Below are 21106 nucleotides of genomic sequence, written 5' to 3' on the forward strand. Positions count from 1 at the left end.
GCGGACCGGAAACTGCCCGGTGACGCCCTCGAGTTCCCCAGCAATGCGCAGCACCCGTCCGCGGGCCAGGAACCACCCGCCGACCAGCGCCGGAACCATGATCAGCCCGGCGGCGATCACCGCTGCGCGTTGCACCTCGTCATCGCTGAAGGCCATCAACGCGACCACCGTAACGAGGAACAGCAGAGTCGCGATGCTCGTGTACGGCGCACCCACCAACCGGAACGATGGGCGCTCGACCCGCCCCTGTCGCCACCAGTGCCACAGCCGCAACTGGCAGAGGACGATGGCCGCCCAGGCCGACAGCGTGCCAAGGGCCGACATGTTCAGTACGATCTCATAGGCCTTGTCCGGCACCGCCGCATTCAGCCCGACACCGATCAGCGCGATCGCTCCGGTCGCGAGAATGCCAACATAGGGTACGCCGCCGCGAGACATACGTGAGGCTGCCGACGGCGCACTGCCGTTCACCGACATCGACCGCAGAATCCGCCCGGTGGAGTACAGGCCGGCATTCAGGCTGGAGAATGCCGCGGTGAGCACCACCAGGTTCATGATCGAATCCGCGCCTTGAACACCGAGCTTCGAGAAGAACGTGACGAAAGGACTTGTCCCGGGCACAAAGGCGGTGTAGGGCAGCAACAGTCCCAGCAGAACCAGCGAGCCGACATAGAACACGGCAATCCGCGCGATGACCGAGTTGATTGCGCGCGGCATGATCTTGGCCGGGTTCTCCGCCTCCCCTGCCGCCGTGCCGACCAATTCGACTGCAGAGTAGGCGAACACGACACCCGTGGTGACAGTGACCAGCGGCAACAGTCCGGTGGGGAACAACCCGCCGTGATCGGCGATGACTCCGACGCCCGTCGGCCGATCCTGCAGGGACGAGCGGCTCGCGAGGAAAATCGTGCCGATAACCAGGAACATCACCAACGCCGCGACCTTGATCAGCGCCGCCCAGAACTCCAGCTCACCAAACCAGCGCACCGACACCAGATTGATGCTCACCACGAGCGCCAGCGCCACCAGCGCGATCGACCATTGCGGGATGAACTCGAATACACCCCAGTAGTGCACGTAGGTCGCGATGGCAGTGATGTCGACGATCCCACTCATGCACCAGTGGAAGAAGTACATCCAGCCGACGCCGAAGGCGAGCTTCTCGCCGTAGAACTCGCGGGCGTAGGAGACGAACGACCCCGAGGAAGGACGATGGAGCACGAGTTCGCCGAGTGCCCGCAGGATGAAGAACACGAACACCCCGCAAACCGCGTACACCAGAAACAATCCCGGCCCAGCCGTGTGCAGCCGACCGGCCGATCCGAGGAACAGCCCGGTACCGATGGCGCCACCGATGGCGATCATCTGCAGCTGACGCGGACGCAGCGTCTTGTGGTAGCCGACATCCTCAGCGTGCAGTGCATCCGCGGGCGCTACTATGCCACGCCGAGTCCTCGCCATGGAGAGCCTTTCCGCGGTACAGGTCAAACATTCCGCTAATCAATGTACCGTTGTTCAACGGTGCACTCAATACGACGCACTCCGTCCGAACCGTCGCCAGGTGTACTACCGATAGCGGTTGGTGACAGTGTGGGTACGGGTCCTCTGGAGCAGCCTCTCATAGGGCGTTTGCCCCCCCGATGGCGCCGTGAGAGCGGTGGAAGTTGTAGTAGTTCTCTATTCCTCGAGTTTGCCGTTGGACAGTCCGGTGTCGTCAATGACGACACCGCCTAGTGTCGTGCGCCAGGAATTCGTTGCAGATATGAGGTGAGTCGTTCGAGGATTTCGTCGGCGGTCTTGGTCCAGGCGAAAGGTTGCGGGTTTTCGTTCCAGTGGGCGATCCAGGCGCGGATGTCGCGTTCGAGGGCCTGGAGCGATCGGTGGGCGCTGCGGCGGAGTTTCTTGTCGGTCAGCAGCCCGAACCAGCGTTCCACCTGGTTCAACCACGACGAGTGGGTGGGGGTGAAGTGCATGTGGAAACGAGGGTGTGCCGCAAGCCATTTCACTATATCGGGCGCCTTGTGGGTGGAGTAGTTGTCACAGATCAGGTGGATGTCGAGCTCGGCCGATATTGCTTTGTCGAGTTCGATGAGGAATTTCTTGAACTCGGCGGCGCGGTGGCGGCGGTGGATCGAGCCGATGACCTCGCCGGTGGCCACGTTCAGGGCGGCGAACAGGGTGATGATGCCCGGGTGGAGCGAGCCCTGCACGGTCTCGGGCTGGGGGTGGTTCCGCGTGATCGAGCGGTCGGTGGACTGTCCGGCGGGGAACAGGTCCGCCTGCGCATGGCAGCCCTGCTCGCCGCGGCACCCGAGGTGCTGCTGCTGGACGAGCCGACCAACCATCTCGACGACGACGCGCTGACCTGGTTGGAGGACCATCTGCGTACTCGGCGCGGCACAACGGTCACCGTCTCCCACGACCGTATCTTCCTCGAGCGGGTAGCAACCACGCTGCTCGAAGTAGATTCCGATCGTCGATGCGTCGTGCGCCACGGCAACGGATACAGCGGCTACCTCGCCGAACGCGAGGCGGCGCGGCAACGCTGGGCCCGGGCCCATCTGCGCTGGCCGGACGAGGCCGACCAGCTACGCGAAACCATCGCCACCCCGGCACGACGGGTCGCACCGGGGCGCCCGATGAAGGACAACAACAAGATGGCCTACGACCGGGCAGGTGGCCGCGTGCAGCAGTCGCTGGCAGGCCGGGTACGCAATGCCGAGGAACGCCTGCGGCGGCTACTGGCCGATCCGGTACCGCCACCCCCGGAACCATTGCAGTTCAGAGTGGTTCCCCCGGCGGGACGCGCTCACGGGGTCGTCCTGGATGCCACCGATATCGCGGTGGATGGCAGGCTCTCACCCACGAGTGTGCGGGTATCCACGGGAGAACGGCTGCTGATCACCGGCCCGAACGGCGCGGATAAGTCCACGTTGTTACGGGTACTGGCGGACGAGCTCACGCCCGACTGCGGCACGGTGATCCTGCGCGGCCGAGCCGGTTATCTCGCTCAAGAACCGCCTCCCCCTGTACCCGGTCAGACCTTGCTGTCCGCCTTCGCCCAGGGCCGTTCGGGGCAGCCCGACGATCACACCGAACACCTGCTGTCACTGGGCCTGTTCACACGCGCCCAACTGGCAACGGACAGCGACTACGACGATTACGTGCCCACCGAGAACGAATCGAACAACGACTGCCCCGAATGCGGTGCGCACCGGTCGGTGATCCTGTCCGCGGTTCCGCGGTGGACTGGGATCTCGCGGCACTATTTGCAACGACCGACCTCGCCCCGCTCGATATCCTGGCGGGCATGGTGGCTTTCACGGTGTACCTCGCCGACGACGGTGTTCCGCAGGGCCTGGCCTACGGCCGCGGTGCCGGCTACTCCATCTCCGCCGCCGGGGTGCTCAGGGTGGAAGACGCCGGTCATGTGCCGGTGCATAACTTCCCGGTTGACTGCAACACACTGCGCTACCTGAGGTTCCCACCTCCTTGGAAGACTCTGAACATGGTTCGATAGGGCCAGTGACGGGAGCCGTGAATTGGCCCGGACCGAAACCACGGGGTCAGGTCAGGCGGACCATCTCACGGGGTCCTGTCGGCTGGGCTCTTGACGGTTCACCCGGTGGGGGCGGCGACGAGTTCGCGGATGATCACCGGCTCGGCGAGCACGAATTCGAGCACCTGCTTCACGTGTCGGAAGTGCGCGGTCGTGAAGCGTTCTGCGAGGGCCTGTGCGCTGGTCCACTCCTCGACGATCACCATCCGGCCTGCGTGGTTCGGGTCGAGGTAGGGTCGGTAGGACAGGCAGCCGGGCTCCTCCAGCGAGGGCTCGATTATCGCCTCCAGCGCGGTGCGAAGCCGGTCCTCCTGCCCGGGCGCGGCCAGGTACTCGGCGATAACGGTGAGCGACATAACGAACTCCTGTGCGGTAGGGGTTTTCACGGCTGAGCGGGACCGGCGCCCGCGCCGGAGGCGGTGATCGCGGCGATCTCGGCCAGGTCCGACGGCGTCAGCGCCACCGAGTCCGCGCCGATCCAGCCGTCGACCTGGTTGGACCTGTGTGCACCGACGATGGCTCCGGTGATACCTGGCCAGGCCGGCACCCAGGCGATGGCCACCTCAGCGACGGTGGCGCCGTGCCGTGCGGCAATGGGGCGCAGCGTGTCTGTCAACTGGAGGTTGGCGGTCAGGCCGGTGGTGAAGTTGTGGTGGGCGGTCCGCCAATCATCAGCGGGCAGACCGGCCACACACTCGGCGGAAAGGTCCCGGTGAGCAGGCCGGGCTGCAGCGGCGAGTAGACGATCACGCCGGTCTCGTGCGCGCGCCCAGGCGATCTCGGCGGCGGACGACCGGTTGATCGCCGAGAACGGTGGCCGGATGACGTCGACATGAGTGATCTGCTCGGCGGCCTCGAGCAGATCGGGCGTGTGATTGGACAACCCGATGGCCCGGACCTTGCCCTTGGCCTTCAAGTCGGCCATGACCTGCCAGTACTCCTCCAGCGGGGTGGCGTTGGGTGACACCGCACCGAACCCGCCACCGGAGTACTCCAACGATTCGCCGGTATCGGGACAGTGCACCTGGCACAGGTCGATGTGGTCGACCCCCAGCCGCCGCAGGGAGTCTTCGACCTCGTGGCGCACGCCGGCAGGCTTCATGATCCGCCGAGGCGCGGCCGACGGATTCTCCGGGTCCCAGACCAGGCCGACCTTGGTGAAAATGTACGGGCGGTCGGCTTGCGGCAGGCCGGAGATGGCCTTGCCGACCAGTTCCTCCGAATGGCCCAGGCCGTACACGGCGGCGGTGTCGATCCAGTTGACGCCCGCGTCGAGCGCGTGGCGGATCGCGGCGACCGATTCGGCGTCGTCCGTGGCGCCCCGGCCGAAGGTCCAGCCCGAGCCTGAAACGGCCCACGAACCGAAGCCGAGTCGGGTGATGTCCATGCCGGTGGCGCCGAGGGGATGGCGGTCAGGTTGGTCATTGCGCAGTGCTCATTTCTTCGCTGTGTTGTTTCCGGTGTCTCCAACCTTGACCTCCGTGTCTCGGGCTACCCGGTGCCGGCCGGAGCCTGGGCACCACATGACCAGGCTCGCGTCCAGCGGGTGCGGCGATACTGGCCCTGGACAGACGGTCGGAACTCGGCGAATTCCTACGCTCCCGGCGGGCCCGCTGGCGGCCCGAGGAACTCGGCCTGCCGGACTACGGCGGTCGGCACCGCGTTCCCGGGCAGCGCCGAGAGGAGCTCGCGCAGCTCGCCGGAGTCAGCGTCGACCACTACGTGCGCCTGGAACAGGGGCGCACCCTGCACTTCTCCGAAGCCGTGCTGGATGCGGTCGCCCGGGCGCTGCGCCTGAACGATGTCGAACGGCAACATCTCTACCGGCTCGCGCGACCTTGGTCGGAAGGGGACCGCGCGGATGCACCGCAGCAGGTCCGGCCGGTGTAGGGAACTGAATCCCGCGGTCCTCAGTGGCGTTGTTCATGTTCGCGAACGACTCTCGGTTGGCGGCCCGCGCCGCTTCGAGTCCTTGGTCACGTTCTTCCAGTTGGTTTCCCAGCTCGATGACCTGTTGTTCCAGGGGCACAATCTATCGTTGGAGCCGGTTGATATCTGTGGGTGCCCCCAGCCCGGATTCGTGCCATGCTTGCTCGCCGAGCAACTCGGACAGCTTCTTCTCCGCCTGCTTGTTGTGGCCGGCCAGTCACCCGATGCGGGCTTGGGACTTGGCCGGATCGGCCCGCAGCGATGCCATCGTCACCAACGCCGCGTTCCCTTCGGCCGGCAACAGGTTGGTCTGGGCGGTGTGGACCTGGGCGAGCAGATCGGGATGCCGATAGAGAAATGTGCGGTCGACGCATGCAGCTCGGGCGATTACCCACAGGTGAGGAGACATCGCTTGTCCATCGTCACAAATCATTACCGATTCGTCGTCGGTGTGGACATCCACACCACTACGCCCTGGTCGAATGCCCGTCCGGTCGGCTCGTCGATGCCGCCACGTTCTCCACGACTGCCGCGGGGTCGACCCGCGCTGGACCACCCGCTGCCTCAGGCGTTATGTCACCTGGCAGATCTACCGCACCCTGAAACCGACCCCGGAACCGCTTGACACAACAGAGAAGCCTCTGTAAGTGACAGATACGACCAGTCGTCACACGAAGAGGACTCCGACCTGCGAGGCCGCGTGAGGATGCCGGCGGCAGGCCGCATCGAAATATCAGGGGCGCAGGCCGAGCCGCAACCTGCCGACGCCGCCGATGTACACCCGCTCGCGGACGATAGGAAGAGGTGCCGACGAATCGGCCCACGCCGCAACGGCGGACCGGTCGGCCGTGGCGACGCGGTTCCCGTCGAAGTCGTCGAGTACCTTGCGAGGGCCGCAATCGTCCTCGGGTGCTCGGGTGTGGCCGGTGCGCATCGAGTGTCGGTAGGCCTCGGTAGCGTCGGGTGCCGTGAACACTGGGGAACATATCCAACAGCTCGCGGATCGCGTTGTGGTGCTGCGTGATGCCTACTATCGAGGGTCGCCGTTGGTCGCCGATGCCGAGTACGACGCGATCGAGGACGAGTTGCGGGGTCTGATCGCCGCGCATCCCGACCTGGCACCGGACCCGAACCCTTTGGAGCAGGTCGGCGCGCCCGCGGTGTTGCACGCCCCGGTCCGGCACTCGCGTCCGATGCTGTCACTGGAGAAGGCGACCACTCCCGAGCAGGTCGCGGCGTTCTTCGACCGCTTCCCCGGCCAGTCGGTGGTGGTGATGCCCAAGCTCGACGGCCTGTCGCTGGCCCTGGTTTTCGAGGACGGGCGGCTGGTGCGTGCGGTGACCCGCGGTGATGGCACCACCGGTGACGACGTGACCGTGCTGGTCCGCGCGCTGGTCGACGGCGTCCCCGAGCGGATCGAGGTCCCGGGGCGGGTGGAGGTGCGGGGCGAGGCGGTGATGCTGCGGTCGACCTTCCTCGCCTACAACACCGCCCACCCGGACAAGCCACTGATCAATCCACGCAACGCCGCGGCGGGCACCCTGCGAGCCAAGGACCCGGCCACCGTCGCCGAGCGGCGCCTACGGTTCTTCGGCTTCGACCTGGACACCTCCGACGACGATGCCGCGGCCGACCTCGCCCAGGGGCTGCGGGCGCTGGGAATCGCGGGGGCGCGGATGCGGGTCTGCGCCGACGCCGAGCAGGCGCAGGCGGCGATCACCGCGATCGAGCACGGCCGCAACGAGCTGGACTACGACCTCGACGGCGCGGTGCTACGGCTGGCCGACCGTAATGCCTACGCCGCCGCCGGAACCCGATCGAACTCCCCACGTGGTGCGCTGGCATACAAGTTCGCCGCCGAGGAGAAAACCACCGTGCTCAACGAGGTGGTCTGGGACGTCGGCAAGACGGGCAAGATCGTCCCCGTCGCCTGGTTGGAACCGGTATTCGTGGGCGGCACGACGGTCACGAAGGCGACACTGGCCAACCAGCAGGTGATCCGCGCACGCGACATCAAGGTCGGCGACACCGTGCTGGTGCGTCGCGCGGGCGATGTGATCCCGTTCGTGGCGGGCGTGCTCGACGCCTCCCGGCGCACGGGCGCCGAGCGTGAGATCATGCCGCCGGTCGCCTGCCCCTCGTGCGGGCAGCCGGTGACCGAGCAGGGCAACAGCCAGGAGCTGTTCTGCACCAACGTCGCCTGTCCCGCACAGACGGTGCGCCGGCTCATCCACTGGGCCTCGCGGGCGGCGGCCGACATCGACGCCATCGGACCGGTGTGGATCGAACGCCTGGCCGAGGCAGGCCTGCTGGAGCGCCCGTCGGACTTCTACACCCTGACCACCGAGCGTCTGCTCGCATTCGATCGCATCGGCGAGGTCTCGGCCGCGCGCATGATCGACTCGATCGATGCCGGTCGCAAGGTCGGGCTGCGCCGCGCGCTGATCGGCCTGGCGATCCCGATGGCCTCCGACGGCACCGCCGCCCGCCTGGCCCGAGCAGGATTCCGATCCCTGGAAGAGATCGCCGACGCGGGCGTCGAACGACTCGTGGCGGTGGAGGACATCGGACCCAAGGTCGCCGCCTCCCTGGTCACCCATCTGGACCGCCTGCGTCCGGAACTGCAGCGACTGCGGGAGGTGGGCGTATGTCTGGACGTGCGCGAGGAAGACCTCGCGCCGGTCGTCGCGGCCGGCGCACCCCTGGAAGGCAAGACGGTGGTGGTCACCGGCGCCATCAGCGACCCGCGCTCCGGCGAGAAGGTCGCCCGCCCGACGTTCCAACGCCTGTGCGAGAAGGCCGGCGCCACGGCGGCATCCTCGGTCTCGGCGAACACCGACCTGCTCATCACCGGCGCGGGGGTCGGGGAGAGCAAACTGGCCAAGGCGGCGAAGCTCGGTGTCGAGGTCATCGACCAGGGCGAGATCTGGGACCTGCTGATCACGGCCAAGATCGTCTAAGCCTCGGCATGTCCCGGCCGGGCCGCACCGACCGGAGCATGCCGAAACAACTCGAAGCTCTGGAGGAACGCTTGCGCCGGCGCCTTCCACCCCTCCGCCGGCACTCCCCCTTCGATCACCTCGGTTGCGTATTCGACGTCGGGCGGGTTGCCAACCGTCCAACCCTCCTGGCATATGCAGACCTCCAGCTGGGAGCCCTGCGTCTTCCAATACAGCACCAGGACGTGATCATCCTTGTCTGCCCTGGTGAGAACCCATACAGTGTCCAGGCCCTTTCAAATCCGTATTGACCTGGGGAATTTCGCTGTATGGCTCCAGTCACGCCAAGCCGATTCGAAGGCCAGGTCCACACCGATCTTGTCGAACGGCAACGTGATGCGATCGCACATGAGCAGCCCGAGGGCAGCGCCCTCCGAGGCCGCATTGCGCTGCCGCGCAGGGGTGAGTTTCGTACTCATCGAACAGCTTCATCTCCGGACCGCGGCCCCGGTCCCTGGGTCCGCGTGGGACGGAAGCCGAGAGTACGGCCACACACCGACTTCCGGCCCACAACGGCCAGACCAACTGAGATCCCCCGACTCGATGGGTGGGGCGTCATCGCTCTGCAACTTCTCCGCAGACAAGGGAGCCGGCCACCAGCAGCCACCGACAACGGCGCTGCAACAGCAGCGGCGTCCGCGCTCATACTCGACACCATCCGACGCGGCGATACCGCACCCCCGGGCCGTCATCGGGCCGATGACCGAGCGGCGTTGGGGGCATTCTGTGTGTGGCTCGCACCGGTATCGGAGGCAACCAGTTGCCGACCGGGCTGTGCGGTGTCTCGGGTGCGGCCTGTTGGCGTCGGTTGAGCGAACGGTCGCAGGCGGGGGTGTGGGAACAACTGCATGAGAGCGTGGTGAACGGACTCCGTGCAGCGGGACGGCTCGAGCTGTCGCATGTCCTGGTCGATGCCTCGCACGTCCGGGCCCGCACAGGGGCGACCATGTCGGCCCGAGTCCGGTCGAGCGAAGCCGGTCCGGCAGCAAGCACCGCCTGATCACCGAGGCCACCGGAATACCCCTGACGGTCACGCTGACCGGCGGCGACGTCACCCGGCTCATCCCGCTCGTCGATGCCCTGCCGGTGATCGCAGGCCGGCGGGGCCGGTCCCGGCATCTGCCTGCCGCCCGCGGCTGCGACCACGGCAAATACCGTCGGCTTCTCCGAGCCCGCGGCATCATCCCTGTCATCGCCCGCCGTAACACCGGCCACGGCTTCGGACTCGGGAACCTCCGGTGGCCGGTCGAGCGCGGCTTCGCATGGCTACACACCTTCAAACGCTTGCGGACCCGCTACGAACGCCGCGCCGAGATCCACCAAGCACAACCGAGCCCGGTCTGCTCGGTCATCTGCCTCCGCAAACTCATTCCGAACCGAGCTCTCGGTGATATTTGTCCTGGTCGGAGCTGTCGGTGGTCGGGGGATCAGGTAGACGCGATCGAGGCGGTGAATGGCGTGCCCCAGCTGGACGTGCGCCACAGACGCCAAGAGCGGATTGCCGAATTTAACATGCGCGCTTATTATATGTGCGCTCATTGAATGAGTTGGGAGGAGCAGGGTATGTGGAGTGCCACAGCGACCGTCGTGACCAAGGCCGATCGGAACGAGGTCTTCGCCCGCTACCGCGACGTGGCGTCGTGGAGTCAGTGGGACGAAGGGGTCGAGGACGTCTCGCTGGATGGGCCGTTCGAGGCGGGAACGACGGGCGTGCTGAGCCCGGCCGGCAGGCCGAAGGTCGCGTTCATCATCACCGTCGCCGAGCCCGGCCGCCGGTTCACCGACGTCGCCCGCTTGCCGGGGGCCCGGATGACCTTCGACCACACGCTGAATGGCGGGACGGACGGCGGGACGGTCATCACGCACACGGTAACTATCAGCGGACCGATGGCATTCCTGTTCTCCGTGGTTATCGGCCGCGCGATCGCGAAGGGTATGCCGGACGCAGTCCAGGCCCTGGCACGAGTCGCCGAGTCCGGGCGGGCAGAGATATGACCGCGGCCGGTGGCCCTGGCCCGAGCCAGGGCTTCTTGCTGTGGCGGGCCACGCTGCGCTGGCAACGTGCGATCACGCGGGCGCTGCGCCCGCTCGGCCTCACACACGCACAGTTCGTGCTGCTCACCGGGGTCTGGTGGCTGTCAAGACAACAGACCAAACCCAGCCAGCGCGAGGTGTCCGACCACGCCGGCACCGACGCCATGATGACCAGTCAGGTGCTGCGCACCCTCGAGGCACGGGGACTGGTCCGCCGCGAGTCCGATCCGGCCGACGCCCGCGCCAAACGACTCTCGACCACCTCAGCGGGAGCCGCTCTCGTCGAACGCGCCATCCAGATCGTCGAGGAGACCGACCGCGACTTCTTCCGCGCGGCCCGCGACCCCGCCCAGCTATACAGCGTGCTGGCCGACCTCGCCGGGTGGGCGCCTACGCCTCGGGGGTCAGCGCAAACGAGTCCTGCCATCCGTGCAGACGACTCCAGAAACTGACACCCACCAATCCGAAAGTGGGTGGGTGTCATCGGAAGCGCGGGAACGGACACACCACACTGCGCCGAGGTGTCGGGAGTCCCCCGCGTCAACGAACCGGCTCGGCAAGGGCTTCGAGTTGTAGGGCTCGGTCCTATGACAGCAAATGCGGCGAGTCGTCGAGCGCTGGTAGGCATGCTGGAGCCATGCGGGAATTGATCTATCTGTTACAACGCAAGTTGAACAGTTTTCGTCGAGCAGAGGGGTCGCAGCAGCGGCCGGTTGCAGGAGTTCGAGGTGTCGCTGCCGCTCGATCTGGGGTTGCGGCTGTCGTTCGGTAAGAAGAACAACGACAGCAACGATCGGCTGACACTCGAGGAGCCGGGTGTGGTGACCGAGCGCGACATCCTCGACGTCGATCGGCGATTCCTGCTTGTGTTGCTTGTTCCATACCGCGGAGCCGGTGTAGCGGGGATTGGTCAAGATCGTGCGCACCGCGCTTTTCGACCAGGCGACCCCGCACCGATGCCAGTTGCGTTCACGATCGTAGGCCGAGGGGCAGGGAGATACCCTCGGCGGGGAGGCGCTGCGCGATGGCAAACACCCCGAAACCGGACAGGTACTCACGGTAGGTGCGCTGCACGATCGGAGCGGTGACCGGGTCGGGCTCGAGCCGCTGCAGGCGTTTGCCGTCGGCGGCCTTGCCGGATTGGGATGCGGGCCGGCATCGGCGAGCCGATACCCATAGGGCGACGGGAACCGATGGACCATGCACAAACGGACCATCCCCGCGCGTGTGTGGCCGACGAGTGTCGGTGGAGGGGAGTATTCCAACCTCGGACTATTCAGCCTGAGTTCGACTGTCTCGGTAGCGGATCACTCTGTGGCGTGCGTTCGAGCAGACACGTCAGAGCGACTACCTTGCGGATTCGTTGCGACGGCAGCTGCACACCGGGCAGTGGTAAGACCACCACCCTCGCCCGTCAAATCGCCGCCCACGCCGGCTGCCCCGCGATTATCCGCGACGAGATCAAGCAGGGCCCGGTGCGGGCCACACCTAACTCCCACGGACAGGAAACCGGTCGCGGCGCCTGATGGTATCTCTTGGGGAAATCCCATCTCCAGGGTCGTTGAGATCCACAACGTATCAAGGAATTTCATGCCGATGCAGACAACCGAATCCGTCGACTCGCAGGCCGCGGCTCGCCCGGGCCGGCGGGCGGTGCTCGCCGGGGCTCTCGCGCTGGCTGGTGTCGGCCTGGTCCCGGATGCTCCCGCTGGTGCGCAGCCGCCGAGCGGGATCGATTGCCGCGGTGCGCGGTTTGTTGCCGTGCCGCCCGAAGTTCGGCAGGTGCGGTTCCGGCTGAACGGCGCGTGGGCCGATCCGGTGACGGTGCGAGCGGCGCAGCACGGCCGTGACGATCGGCAGGCGGCGCTGTCCGAACCACTGGCGGTGCCGGCGGGTGCGGAGGAGATCAGCGCCGGCAGCAGCGGTGCAGTGGGACTGTTCGGACCGCCACTCGCCCAGCCGTTCCGCAAGCCGGTCACCACCTCCTACACCTGGGGTTTCCCGGTGGTGACCAGATCCGGATGGGGCGCCGACGAATCCCTGATGACCTGGGGTGAACCAGAATTCGCGCCGGCGCAGCTGATAACCGTGCATCACTCGGCCATTCCGGACGGCACAGAGTACAGTGACTATCGCGACGCGGTCCTCGAAATCTTCCGCTACCACGCACTCCCGGCCCCGAATGGGCAGGGGTGGGGCGACATCGGCTATCACCTGGTAATCGACCCCAACGGCGTGGTCTACGCGGGCCGCAGCACCGGCACCACCACCGAGCCCGCCGACGACTCACCGATCTTCGAGCCAGGATCCAAGCTGACCCGCGGTGCCCAGATCATCACCGCCGGACACGTAGTGGGTGCGAACACCGGCAATATCGGTATCTGCATGATCGGAGATTTCACCCACCATCTGCCCAGTAAGCCGGCCCTGCACAGCCTCGACATCGTACTCGCCCGGTTGTGCACAGGATTGGAGCTGGATCCGTTCGCCCAGGTCCACTACGTCAACCCGGTCAATGGCAACACCGCCACCATGCCGGCGATCAGCGGTCACCGCGACTGGCAGGCGATCGCCGGCCCGACCGATTGTCCCGCAGATTTCCTGCACGGCGCCTTGCCGCTCCTGCGCGGGCTGTCGGAAGTCGGCTGAACCCAGGCGGTCGGCATGTCCTATCCGCGGGAGCGTGCGGGCGGTGTCACAGGAAGGAGACTTGTTCGTGCCAAGGCATCCCCGAAGAGTTCCGTCGCAAGGTCCTGGATCTGGTCGCTGCCGGCCGACCGGTCGCGCAGGAAGCCGCGGATCTGAGCATCAGCGACCAGAGATCTACGTCCGGCACAAACAAGAACTGATCGACACCGGCCAGATCCCGGGCGCAACCACCGCCGAGCAGTCCGAACTGGCCGCGGCCAAACGCCGCATCCGCGAATTCGAGCACTAGGTCGCCATCGGAGAAACGAGCTCGTGAGCTGCCAAAAAAACAGGCCGGCGGCCCGAAAGGCGTTACGCGGCCATAGCTACGATCGCGAGCGAGGGATTGCCGGTGCAGGTCGCCTGCCCGGCTGTTGGACGTCTCCGAGTCCGGTTTCTACCACTGGAACCGACAGCGGTGGAAAACTCGGATGGAACTGGCGAACGCGATCTTCGAGTACCTCGAGATCTTCCACAACCGGCGCCGCCGCCACTCGGTCCTCGGTATGCGGACCCCGATCGAGTACGAGACGATGCAACCGTCCATCCAACCCGTGGCCTGAAGTCCAGTATCTCGACTCCACGAAACCGGGGGAACATCATCTCCGGTCGCGTTCAACATCCGTGCCGGCGAGGACGCTGTTGTCACGACTGCGCGCGCCGGGCACCGATCCGGCGCCCGGGGCTCCGCCGCTCCATCGACGTCAGACCGGAACACATTCCAATTGGGAGGGTTGTAGTACCGTGCGCGGGCCTGTTCGCACGTATCTCGGTCCGGGTATGGCCCGGGATCGAAGTCCGGCCGGTGGGCGGATCCGGATGCGATGTAATCGGCAACGGATCGAGGGCGGGTGGTGACCTGTGCGGCCGAGATCAATGCTGCGGGAGTGCCTTTGGAGAGCTCGGGGGCGGCCGACGCATACGTCGTGCCCGCCACCGCCACCGCGAGCAGCACTGTGGTGACAATGGCCGATGCGGCTGAGATCTTCATTGCGTTCTCCTTCATGTGAGGGGCTGTCGCGCCGGCTTGCGCAATGGCTGCAGCAGAGATGGGCTCGGGATTGTGATCCCTTCGTCCCCGGACCGGTCCCGGGACGGTTTCAGCCGGTTGCCGCGCCTGTGCTGATGTGTTGGTGCCCAATGCGTCCGAGGGCGGGGGTCGAGCTGAGAGTGGTCCAGCGCAAGGACTGTTGTGTGTGGTGAAATCCCTCCACACTGGAAGTTGGCGATGAATGATTGAGTCATGGATGTCAGTGAGGCAGCCCCGAACGGCTCCGTAGCCGCCGATCCGAGGCTCTGGGTTACTCCAACCGAAACGGCTGCGCTCCCCGACAGCGGCCTGGTGCCACCGGCCCGTCAGGTGGTTGCCGGGGTCGATCCGGACTTGTTCGGTCCCGGTCGGCCGGTGGGTGGGCGGTATCAGTTGGTGAACAAGCTGGGGCACGGTGGAATGGGCACAGTATGGAAGGCCCATGACACCGTGATCGACCGCGATGTCGCGGTCAAGGAACCGCGCGTGCCGGCGGCGGTACCCGATGGGGATCGGATGGTGGTGTTCGCGCGGCTCGAGCGTGAGGCGCGGGCCGCGGCGCAGGTCGACCATCCATCGGTGGTCACCATCTATGACGTGGTGTCGGAGAATGGGCAGCCATGGATCGTCATGGAGTTGATCAAGGGGCGGTCCCTCGCCGATATTCTCGATGAGGGCACATTGGCGCCCGCAGAGGCGGCCCGGATCGCGCTTTCGGTCACTGGTGCCTTGGCCGCAGCCCATGCCTGCAAGGTGGTTCACCGTGACGTGAAGCCATCGAACGTGATGCTCGCATCGTGCGGCCGGATCGTGCTGACCGACTTCGGAATCGCCCACATCGACGGCGAGGCACCGGTGACGCGGACGGGCACCGTCGTCGGATCAGCCGATTACACCGCTCCCGAACGCGTGCTCGGTCGGGTTCCAGGACCGGAGTCGGATCTGTTCGCCCTCGGGGTACTGCTCTATTCGGCCGTCGAGGGCTTTTCCCCGTTCTGGCGTCAGACTCGGTATGCGACGTTCCAGGCGGTATTGCACGCTGAGCCTCCGACGCCGCGGCAGGCCGGCGATCTGGCGGGGCTCATCCTGCGATTGCTGAACAAGGACCCGGCCGCGCGTCCGATGTCAGCAGAGATTGTTTCGGCCCTGGACCGTGTCGCGGGACCGGCGTGCGCGTTGAACCGGGGGGCGATACCGGTGAAGAGGCAAGCCGGCAGTGGTGCGGCTCATCACAAGTGGATGTATCCAGCAGTGTCGGCATTGACCGCCGTGGTCGTCGCCGGTGGTGCTGTCGCCACCGTGATGTGGCCCGGCCCGACGGCCGGCGGTACGTCCGGCCGGACGACGGCCTCGATCAGCGTTCCCGCGGGCTGGAAGATGGTGCACAAGCTCGGAGTTTCACTCGCGGTCCCCGCCAACTACGAGGCCTACGACTTGTACGACCACGGTGGTGGGGTGGCCTTCCAGGTGAAAAGGGGCAGATAGACCAGGAAATGTTGCTGCTTCGCTGGGATGTGCCCGGCGGGTCCCCCAAGGAGCGAGCCGATTACTGGTATTGGCAATACACGCAGAGCAAAACACTGACCGACCAACAGGTCACGCTCGCGGATACGACGGTGAACGGAGTGAAGAGTGTCGTGCTCACCATGACGTTCCGCGGCGACGGCGGGCAACTGTGGCGCAAGCGTGAACTGTTCTACAACGCCGGCCGCCAGCCCTGGAAAATCGTCGTCGATTGGGCCGTGGACGGCACGCAGGACACCAGTGGCGATGAACTGTTCGACGGTGCCGTGCATACGTTCAGACCCGACCGACGGGCCGCCGCCTCACGGGTCGATTGCCTCCAGATCACAGGGCGACAATGTTCCTGAGACCATCAGTTCTTGGAACAGGTTGTGGTTCAGCATATTTCCGATCGGCTGCGGGACCTCTTCGGTGGTCAGTCCGGCGACGCCGAGGGCGGACAGGCGCAGGCGCACGCCGGTGACCAGCTCTTCGACTCGCCGCCTTTTCCATCCCATGCCCGGCTGTATCTCGGCGAGCAGCTGCGCGGTGGCCTCCCATGTCCACGGTTGTGGCCAAGGTTCATGGCGTAGGTATCGCTGCCCCAAAGCGACCAGTGCGAGCCGCTCGGCGTCGCTGAGTTCGTAGGATGTTCCGGCATTGGTGAGGTGTCCGTGCCGGGGTCGGTGCTCGCACTGTTCGAAGGCGGTGACGAAGACCTCCACCAGGTGTTCGCGTCGATCCGAACCGCGAATGATCAGCGGCGTGTATCCCGCGTCGAGAGGAATCGGCTCCTCGTTTCGAAACAACCAGTGCGACTGGGCGATCCGTATCGGTTGACTTCCCAGGTTGCTGACCCACCACCGACCACGAGCGCAGAGCAATCGACCGTGCAGGCGACTGATGCGAAGATCGTTCTCACCGACACACACATGAACCAGCGGCCGATTACGGCCGAAGACGATCTCGCGCCCTTCTCTCGGCCCGAAACTCGCCCCGCCGAGCAGAGACAGCACCGAAGCGGTTCCCGGGACAGGTGCGGTCGCTGCTGGGCCGAAACTGCCGTGCCACGCCGACAACCGTTGTACACCTGCAAGTTCCAGAGTGTGCTGCATTGGGTTTCGTCCTGTCTCACCGAGTGGGCTGTTGCCTTCCGTCGATAGTGACACCGCCGCGCGGGACCAGTCCCGGGATCGGACAACAGCACGGCGGGCGGATGCATCTCCGGTGGCAACCCGTATCGATGGTGTGGGCCCACACCGGCGTTTGCCGTCAGGTCAATTCTGAAGGGACCACCGTGCAGCAATTTCCACCATCGACACCAGCGCCGGCTCGCGACCCCTGGGCGGTCGCCCTGGCCGACGCGTCGCTGCTCGGGATCGGATACCTGATGGTCGGCCGACGCCGGGTGGCCTTCGGTTCCGCGCCTGTCACCCTGGTGTTGATCACCGTCCTCACCTGTGTCGTGCGATCGGTGTGGTTCGAAATCGTCCTGGCGGCGTGGTGGGCGATGGTCACCGTGTATGGTGGGGTACTCGGGTCCCGGCCACCACGGTCGCGGCTATGGCGTCAGCGCGTCATCGCCTTCGCGGCCACCGTCCCGATCCTGGTCGCGTTCGCCGTGCTGCGGGTCGATATCGAGCAGATCGGGACACGGTCGACGTGCACGTTGGCTTCTGAGGACTGGTACTCCACGATGCGTTGTTGGACGCGGTAGGTGAGGTCGACATCGGTGGATCCGAGGAGGTCGCGTACGGGCGGGCTCGCCGGTGTTATGGGCACCGAGGAGGCGGTCGACCGCGACGACACCGTGGCCGACATGTCTCCATCGAGCACTGCCGTGAGCGTGGGGTGGGCCCTGAAGTCGGTCATCCGAGGTGTGCTCGTCGGTGCCAACGGAGCTTTCCGCGCAGCAGAACGTGGGCTACGTCTCGACGTCGTGGCGGTGCGGACTCCATGCCGTCTCACCCTCGAGGAGGGTGCCCATGATTCTGCAACGCAACGTCTTCACGATGCTCGACCGTTCGGCTCGCGCGTACTACGGCCGTGAGAAATGCCTCGGCTTCGAGGGCGAGACGAGGGCCTTCCGCGAACTGCGCGACCGGGCGTTGGCAGTGGCTGCCGGGCTCGACGCCCAAGGAGTCAGAAGCGGCGACCGCGTCGCGGTGATGGGCAACCGCATCGAGCGGGCCGAGGTGTTCTTCGCGCTCGGGGCCATCGGAGCGATCTTCGTGCCCGTCAACGTGCTGCTCGTCGGCCCTGGGATCGAGCATGTGTGCGACGACAGCGGCACCGGCGTGCTCATCACGGACGAGATCGCTTCGGCGAACGTGGCCGACATCGCCTCGACATTCGACGTGGTGATCACGATCGGTGGTTCCGTCCCGCCGCCCGGCGCCCGGTCGGTGACCTATGTGGACCTGGTGGCCGGCGGCACGCCGGAGTTCGCTCCCGTCGGCCCGGATCTCGACGACACCTTCGTCCTCTACTACAGCTCGGGCACCACAGGCCGACCGAATGCGGCCGTCCACACTCACGGTGGAGTGCTCTGGAACGCCTCCGGCCAGGTGCCGGGCCTGCGCCTGACCCGAGAGGTGCGGTATGCCGTCGTGCCCTCGTTCTCGTGGGCCGCCGGGTTCCACATCGTCTTCCTTCCTCTCGTCCGGATCGGCGGCTACTCGCAGACCAAGTGCACCGGAAACCCCATGCCGACGACATCGTGCGGATGCTCGTCGACGACCGCATCACCCCTGGCATGCTCGTACCCGGCATCCTGCGTGATCTTCTCGAGCGGCCCGACCTGATGGACGAGCTGCGGGCGAGCTCACCGCAGTGGATCATCACCGGATCAGAGCCCGTTCCGCTCTCGGTCGTCGAGGCGTGCGTCGCGACCATCACCCTGGATCGCCCGGAGAAGCTCAATGCGTTCCGGCTGGACCACATCGCCGAGATCCAGCGCGGCCTCCCGCAGGATGTTTCCGGGGAGCAAGGCACCGTCGCCGAGGTCGCGGTAGAAACCGGCCGGCGCTCGGGCGGTCATGTGTAGGACGCTCGCCGGACGGCCGCCTGCCTGGACCGCGGAATCAGTGTAGGAGGCGTGCGGATTGGTCGAGCCGCGCGTGAGCAGCGAATCCGGATCGCCGTAGGTCCGCGCGAGCCGTGCGGCGGCACCACCCCCGGCGGTACCGGTGGAGAACCGGACGGTGCCGGAGCAGTCCGGGAAGGTAGTGCGCGCCAGAGCAATTCGTGTGTGGCTTCGGCATCTCGAACCCCGGCACCGACCAGGCTCGAGCGATGCAAGCCGATCTCGAGCACCGCGTGGTTGGCCAACTCCGGCGTCGCGGCCGGCACGCACGATGGATTGACGGCCGATTTCCTTGGACCGACCTCTGCGCGACCCGCGTATCGGTGCTCCCAGCCCACCAGGGCAGGGCCGGCCGGTTCGACACCGATGATGCGTGAATCCACCGCAGGCCGGATCCACGGACCGCCGAACTGGTGCAGCGCCGCTGGTAGGTGGCCCACTACGGTGGTGTCGGAGATGGTCACGGGAACTGGGTACTTTTTGCCCTCGCTGTCCTCGCAGGCGCCGCGCTGCCCTGGCCCAGACCACTCCTCCGCCCGCGATCGCCACACCACCAACTCGTACCGGTCCGCACCGCGCCCTCCGAGACTTGTCTACTGCCTGATCAGAATCAAAACGCTGACTACGCGACAACGGTTTTCCGACCCGACCTGTCGGATGCAGTAGATATCGTATTCGTATAACCACAAACAGGCATGGGGCCATGTGGAGGGTGTGGATCGTGCCGCCGGGCACTGCGGGCTAATATTCGGGGAGAGAGCCGGGGTCGGGCCTGCAGGTGATGTCGGTATCGGGGAGGCTGCCGTCGCGGAAGTAGGTGTTGACGATCTCGCTCACGCAGCGGCTCAGGTCGGCGCGGAGGACACCGTGAACGCGGGTGTCTGCCAACGTGACCATTCGTGACGCTGTCAGGTCCTCGTGTAGTGCAAGACCTTGCTGGTAGGGAGTGCGGGTGTCGCGGGTCGCCTGCAGGATCAGGGCCGGTGTCGAGTTGCGCACAGCGGTGGGTGGCTCGATCGGGTCCGGCCAGAACGCGCACGCGGTGATGTTGTTGGCGAACGCACCGAACACCGGTTGGGTCGCCCGGACGCTTTCGATGTTGCGGTGATACCAGGCCGGATCTCGAGGTGCGGCCTTGTCGCCGCACAGGACTGCGGCCATGCCCGAGGCGTTCAGCGGAACGGGGCCGCTGATCTTCGTTTTCAGCTGCTCCATGTCGATGGGCAGCCCGGACACTGCATCGGCTACGATCCGCACAACCTCGGCGAGGTCGGCGTTCTTCTGCGGATTGGACAACAGCGCCAACAGCATCATCGGTACGGTGTGTTCATCGATGAGATAGCCGTTGCCGATGACCGGGTGCGTGGCGGCACGTCGGATCATGTCCTCGACAAAGGCTCGGACCTGCGGTCCACTGCTACCGAAGTGGTAGTCGGCGTCGCGGCGGGCCGCCCAGATCGCCCAGTCGTCGAGCCCGGCCTCGTTGACGGCGCCCATATCCTGGTACGTGCCGATCCAGTAGCGGTCCGGGTCGATGGCGCTGTCCAGCACCATCCGGTCACTGTGCTGAGGGAACATCTGCATGTACACCGCGCCCAGGTAGGTGCCGTAGGAGCCGCCGTAATAGTTGAGCTCGCGTTCACCGAATACACCGCGGATGATATCCATGTCCCGGGCGGTATTGCGGGTGGTGATGTGGCGGGCCTTCTCGGGATCGGGTGCTACGCAGGAAGCCGCGAGCGCGGCGGCCAGGGTGGCGTCGCGCGCGAAGCCGAAGGCGTCGAAACCGGCCGAGAACAACATGGTGGGCAGCGGCAGCGCACAATTCACCTGGTCCGATCGGCCGATACCACGCGGGTCCATGCCGATCAGGTCGTATCGGGCACGGACATCCGGTGTGAGCAGGTCCCGGAGGTTGGCCGTCATGCTCAGGCCCGGACCGCCCGGACCGCCGGGGTTGGACAACATGATCCCGCGTCTATGGGCCGGATCGGTAGCCGGGATGCGCGAGATCGCCACGGTCAGCGTGCGTGAGTCCGGTCGGTTGTAGTCGAGCGGTACGACAACGCCCGCGCACTGAGCCCCCGCACCATCGAGAACCGCGTCGTTACACGGCTTCCAGTCCAGCTGCTGGTGATAGAACGACTCCAGCCCAGCCGGGATGTCATCGACCTGGTTGGCGCTCGCCGACCCCATGGGCAATGTGGCGAATGCGGCCGCCGTTATAACCGCCGGCACGAGCCATCGAATCCATCGAATCGGCATCACATCTCCTGTCC

Annotated in this window: 23 protein-coding genes and 2 pseudogenes; 14 read left to right on the forward strand and 11 right to left on the reverse strand. The window is 66.1% G+C overall.

The annotated features are described in order from the left end of the window. On the reverse strand, positions 1-1461 hold a 1461-nt coding region (locus ON20_RS29625; RefSeq protein ID WP_051163636.1), incomplete at its 3' end, for an amino acid permease. Positions 1462-1730: 269 nt separating this feature from the next. Further along, a complete protein-coding gene (locus ON20_RS29630; RefSeq protein ID WP_218002690.1) occupies positions 1731-2210 on the reverse strand; it encodes an IS630 family transposase in 480 nt (159 codons plus the stop codon). On the opposite strand from ON20_RS29630, the gene ON20_RS29635 reads away from it, so the two are divergent. After that, complete coding sequence (locus tag ON20_RS29635; RefSeq protein WP_218002691.1) at positions 2193-3479, forward strand: ATP-binding cassette domain-containing protein; 1287 nt, start codon at positions 2193-2195, stop codon at positions 3477-3479. The two genes, ON20_RS29630 and ON20_RS29635, sit on opposite strands and share 18 nt — an antisense overlap. A gap of 139 nt (positions 3480-3618) precedes the next feature. Here ON20_RS29635 and ON20_RS29640 read toward each other — a convergent pair whose 3' ends face one another. Beyond that, the gene (locus ON20_RS29640) at positions 3619-3915 is read right to left on the reverse strand and encodes a putative quinol monooxygenase (protein ID WP_040841257.1); all 297 of its coding nucleotides are present in this window, start codon (positions 3913-3915) and stop codon (positions 3619-3621) included. 26 nt (positions 3916-3941) lie between these two features. Further along, complete coding sequence (locus tag ON20_RS29645; RefSeq protein WP_083865455.1) at positions 3942-4946, reverse strand: aldo/keto reductase; 1005 nt, start codon at positions 4944-4946, stop codon at positions 3942-3944. Between the two features lie 176 nt (positions 4947-5122). Between ON20_RS29645 and ON20_RS35240 the strand changes: the two genes are divergently transcribed. After that, positions 5123-5449, forward strand: coding sequence for a helix-turn-helix domain-containing protein (locus ON20_RS35240; protein WP_438803455.1), 327 nt, complete (start codon positions 5123-5125; stop codon positions 5447-5449). Positions 5450-5705: 256 nt separating this feature from the next. Here the strand turns inward: ON20_RS35240 and ON20_RS33670 are convergent, their stop codons facing one another. Both ON20_RS33670 and ON20_RS29655 read right to left on the reverse strand, forming a co-directional pair. Further along, a complete protein-coding gene (locus ON20_RS33670) occupies positions 5706-5951 on the reverse strand; it encodes a hypothetical protein (protein ID WP_051163616.1) in 246 nt (81 codons plus the stop codon). Positions 5952-6221: 270 nt separating this feature from the next. Further along, positions 6222-6422, reverse strand: coding sequence for a hypothetical protein (locus ON20_RS29655; RefSeq protein WP_040841259.1), 201 nt, complete (start codon positions 6420-6422; stop codon positions 6222-6224). 34 nt (positions 6423-6456) lie between these two features. On the opposite strand from ON20_RS29655, the gene ligA reads away from it, so the two are divergent. Next, entirely contained in the window at positions 6457-8448 is a 1992-nt protein-coding gene (ligA, locus tag ON20_RS29660) for an NAD-dependent DNA ligase LigA (RefSeq protein WP_040841261.1), read from the forward strand. Positions 8449-8723: 275 nt separating this feature from the next. Here the strand turns inward: ligA and ON20_RS29670 are convergent, their stop codons facing one another. Continuing rightward, entirely contained in the window at positions 8724-8906 is a 183-nt protein-coding gene (locus ON20_RS29670) for a hypothetical protein (RefSeq protein ID WP_040841265.1), read from the reverse strand. A 261-nt stretch (positions 8907-9167) separates the two neighbouring features. Here ON20_RS29670 and ON20_RS39470 point away from each other — a divergent pair. The 3 genes and pseudogenes from ON20_RS39470 to ON20_RS29685 form a co-directional block, all read left to right on the forward strand. Then, positions 9168-9855 (forward strand): annotated as a pseudogene (locus ON20_RS39470) (IS5 family transposase); the annotation flags it as partial. Between the two features lie 195 nt (positions 9856-10050). Beyond that, a complete protein-coding gene (locus ON20_RS29680; protein ID WP_040841269.1) occupies positions 10051-10482 on the forward strand; it encodes an SRPBCC family protein in 432 nt (143 codons plus the stop codon). Further along, positions 10479-10973 (forward strand): MarR family winged helix-turn-helix transcriptional regulator, encoded by a 495-nt coding sequence (locus tag ON20_RS29685; RefSeq protein WP_083865460.1) that lies wholly within the window; start codon positions 10479-10481, stop codon positions 10971-10973. The genes ON20_RS29680 and ON20_RS29685 overlap by 4 nt, the downstream gene beginning before the upstream one ends. Here ON20_RS29685 and ON20_RS35250 read toward each other — a convergent pair. Both ON20_RS35250 and ON20_RS39475 read right to left on the reverse strand, forming a co-directional pair. Beyond that, on the reverse strand, positions 10926-11579 hold the full coding sequence (locus ON20_RS35250; RefSeq protein ID WP_245547565.1) for a recombinase family protein: 654 nt from the start codon (positions 11577-11579) through the stop codon (positions 10926-10928). The two genes, ON20_RS29685 and ON20_RS35250, sit on opposite strands and share 48 nt — an antisense overlap. Continuing rightward, a complete protein-coding gene (locus tag ON20_RS39475; RefSeq protein WP_040841271.1) occupies positions 11491-11727 on the reverse strand; it encodes a recombinase family protein in 237 nt (78 codons plus the stop codon). Before ON20_RS39475 ends, ON20_RS35250 begins: the two co-directional genes overlap by 89 nt. Positions 11728-12111: 384 nt before the next feature. Here ON20_RS39475 and ON20_RS33675 point away from each other — a divergent pair, with 384 nt between their 5' ends. The 5 genes and pseudogenes from ON20_RS33675 to ON20_RS29715 all read left to right on the forward strand — a co-directional run bounded on the left by ON20_RS33675 (position 12112) and on the right by ON20_RS29715 (position 16110). After that, the gene (locus tag ON20_RS33675; protein WP_051163618.1) at positions 12112-13170 is read left to right on the forward strand and encodes a peptidoglycan recognition protein family protein; all 1059 of its coding nucleotides are present in this window, start codon (positions 12112-12114) and stop codon (positions 13168-13170) included. Between the two features lie 446 nt (positions 13171-13616). Next, positions 13617-13772: pseudogene (locus tag ON20_RS35260) on the forward strand (IS3 family transposase); the annotation flags it as partial. 324 nt (positions 13773-14096) lie between these two features. Continuing rightward, positions 14097-14219: a hypothetical protein gene (locus tag ON20_RS40085; RefSeq protein WP_281032933.1), complete on the forward strand. Its 123-nt coding sequence runs from the start codon at positions 14097-14099 to the stop codon at positions 14217-14219. A 233-nt stretch (positions 14220-14452) separates the two neighbouring features. Continuing rightward, a complete protein-coding gene (locus ON20_RS29710; RefSeq protein ID WP_083865464.1) occupies positions 14453-15724 on the forward strand; it encodes a serine/threonine-protein kinase in 1272 nt (423 codons plus the stop codon). A gap of 8 nt (positions 15725-15732) precedes the next feature. Further along, the gene (locus ON20_RS29715) at positions 15733-16110 is read left to right on the forward strand and encodes a hypothetical protein (RefSeq protein WP_040841275.1); all 378 of its coding nucleotides are present in this window, start codon (positions 15733-15735) and stop codon (positions 16108-16110) included. Here ON20_RS29715 and ON20_RS29720 read toward each other — a convergent pair. Continuing rightward, positions 16066-16758: an FHA domain-containing protein gene (locus ON20_RS29720; RefSeq protein WP_218002692.1), complete on the reverse strand. Its 693-nt coding sequence runs from the start codon at positions 16756-16758 to the stop codon at positions 16066-16068. The two genes, ON20_RS29715 and ON20_RS29720, sit on opposite strands and share 45 nt — an antisense overlap. A gap of 281 nt (positions 16759-17039) precedes the next feature. On the opposite strand from ON20_RS29720, the gene ON20_RS29725 reads away from it, so the two are divergent. The 3 genes from ON20_RS29725 (at position 17040) to ON20_RS29735 (ending at position 18788) form a co-directional block, all read left to right on the forward strand. Continuing rightward, positions 17040-17459, forward strand: a complete 420-nt coding sequence (locus ON20_RS29725) for a hypothetical protein (RefSeq protein ID WP_157229114.1) — start codon at positions 17040-17042, stop codon at positions 17457-17459. A 268-nt stretch (positions 17460-17727) separates the two neighbouring features. Then, the gene (locus ON20_RS33680; RefSeq protein ID WP_051163620.1) at positions 17728-18546 is read left to right on the forward strand and encodes a class I adenylate-forming enzyme family protein; all 819 of its coding nucleotides are present in this window, start codon (positions 17728-17730) and stop codon (positions 18544-18546) included. Next, a complete protein-coding gene (locus ON20_RS29735; RefSeq protein WP_218002693.1) occupies positions 18498-18788 on the forward strand; it encodes a hypothetical protein in 291 nt (96 codons plus the stop codon). The genes ON20_RS33680 and ON20_RS29735 overlap by 49 nt, the downstream gene beginning before the upstream one ends. Before the next feature lie 780 nt (positions 18789-19568). Here the strand turns inward: ON20_RS29735 and ON20_RS29740 are convergent. Continuing rightward, positions 19569-21092 carry an alpha/beta hydrolase gene (locus ON20_RS29740; protein ID WP_040841361.1) on the reverse strand — a complete coding sequence of 508 codons (1524 nt, stop codon included), beginning with the start codon at positions 21090-21092 and terminating at the stop codon, positions 19569-19571. Positions 21093-21106: the final 14 nt, after the last annotated feature.

The organism is Nocardia brevicatena NBRC 12119, assembly GCF_000308495.1.
Lineage (GTDB): Bacteria > Actinomycetota > Actinomycetes > Mycobacteriales > Mycobacteriaceae > Nocardia > Nocardia brevicatena.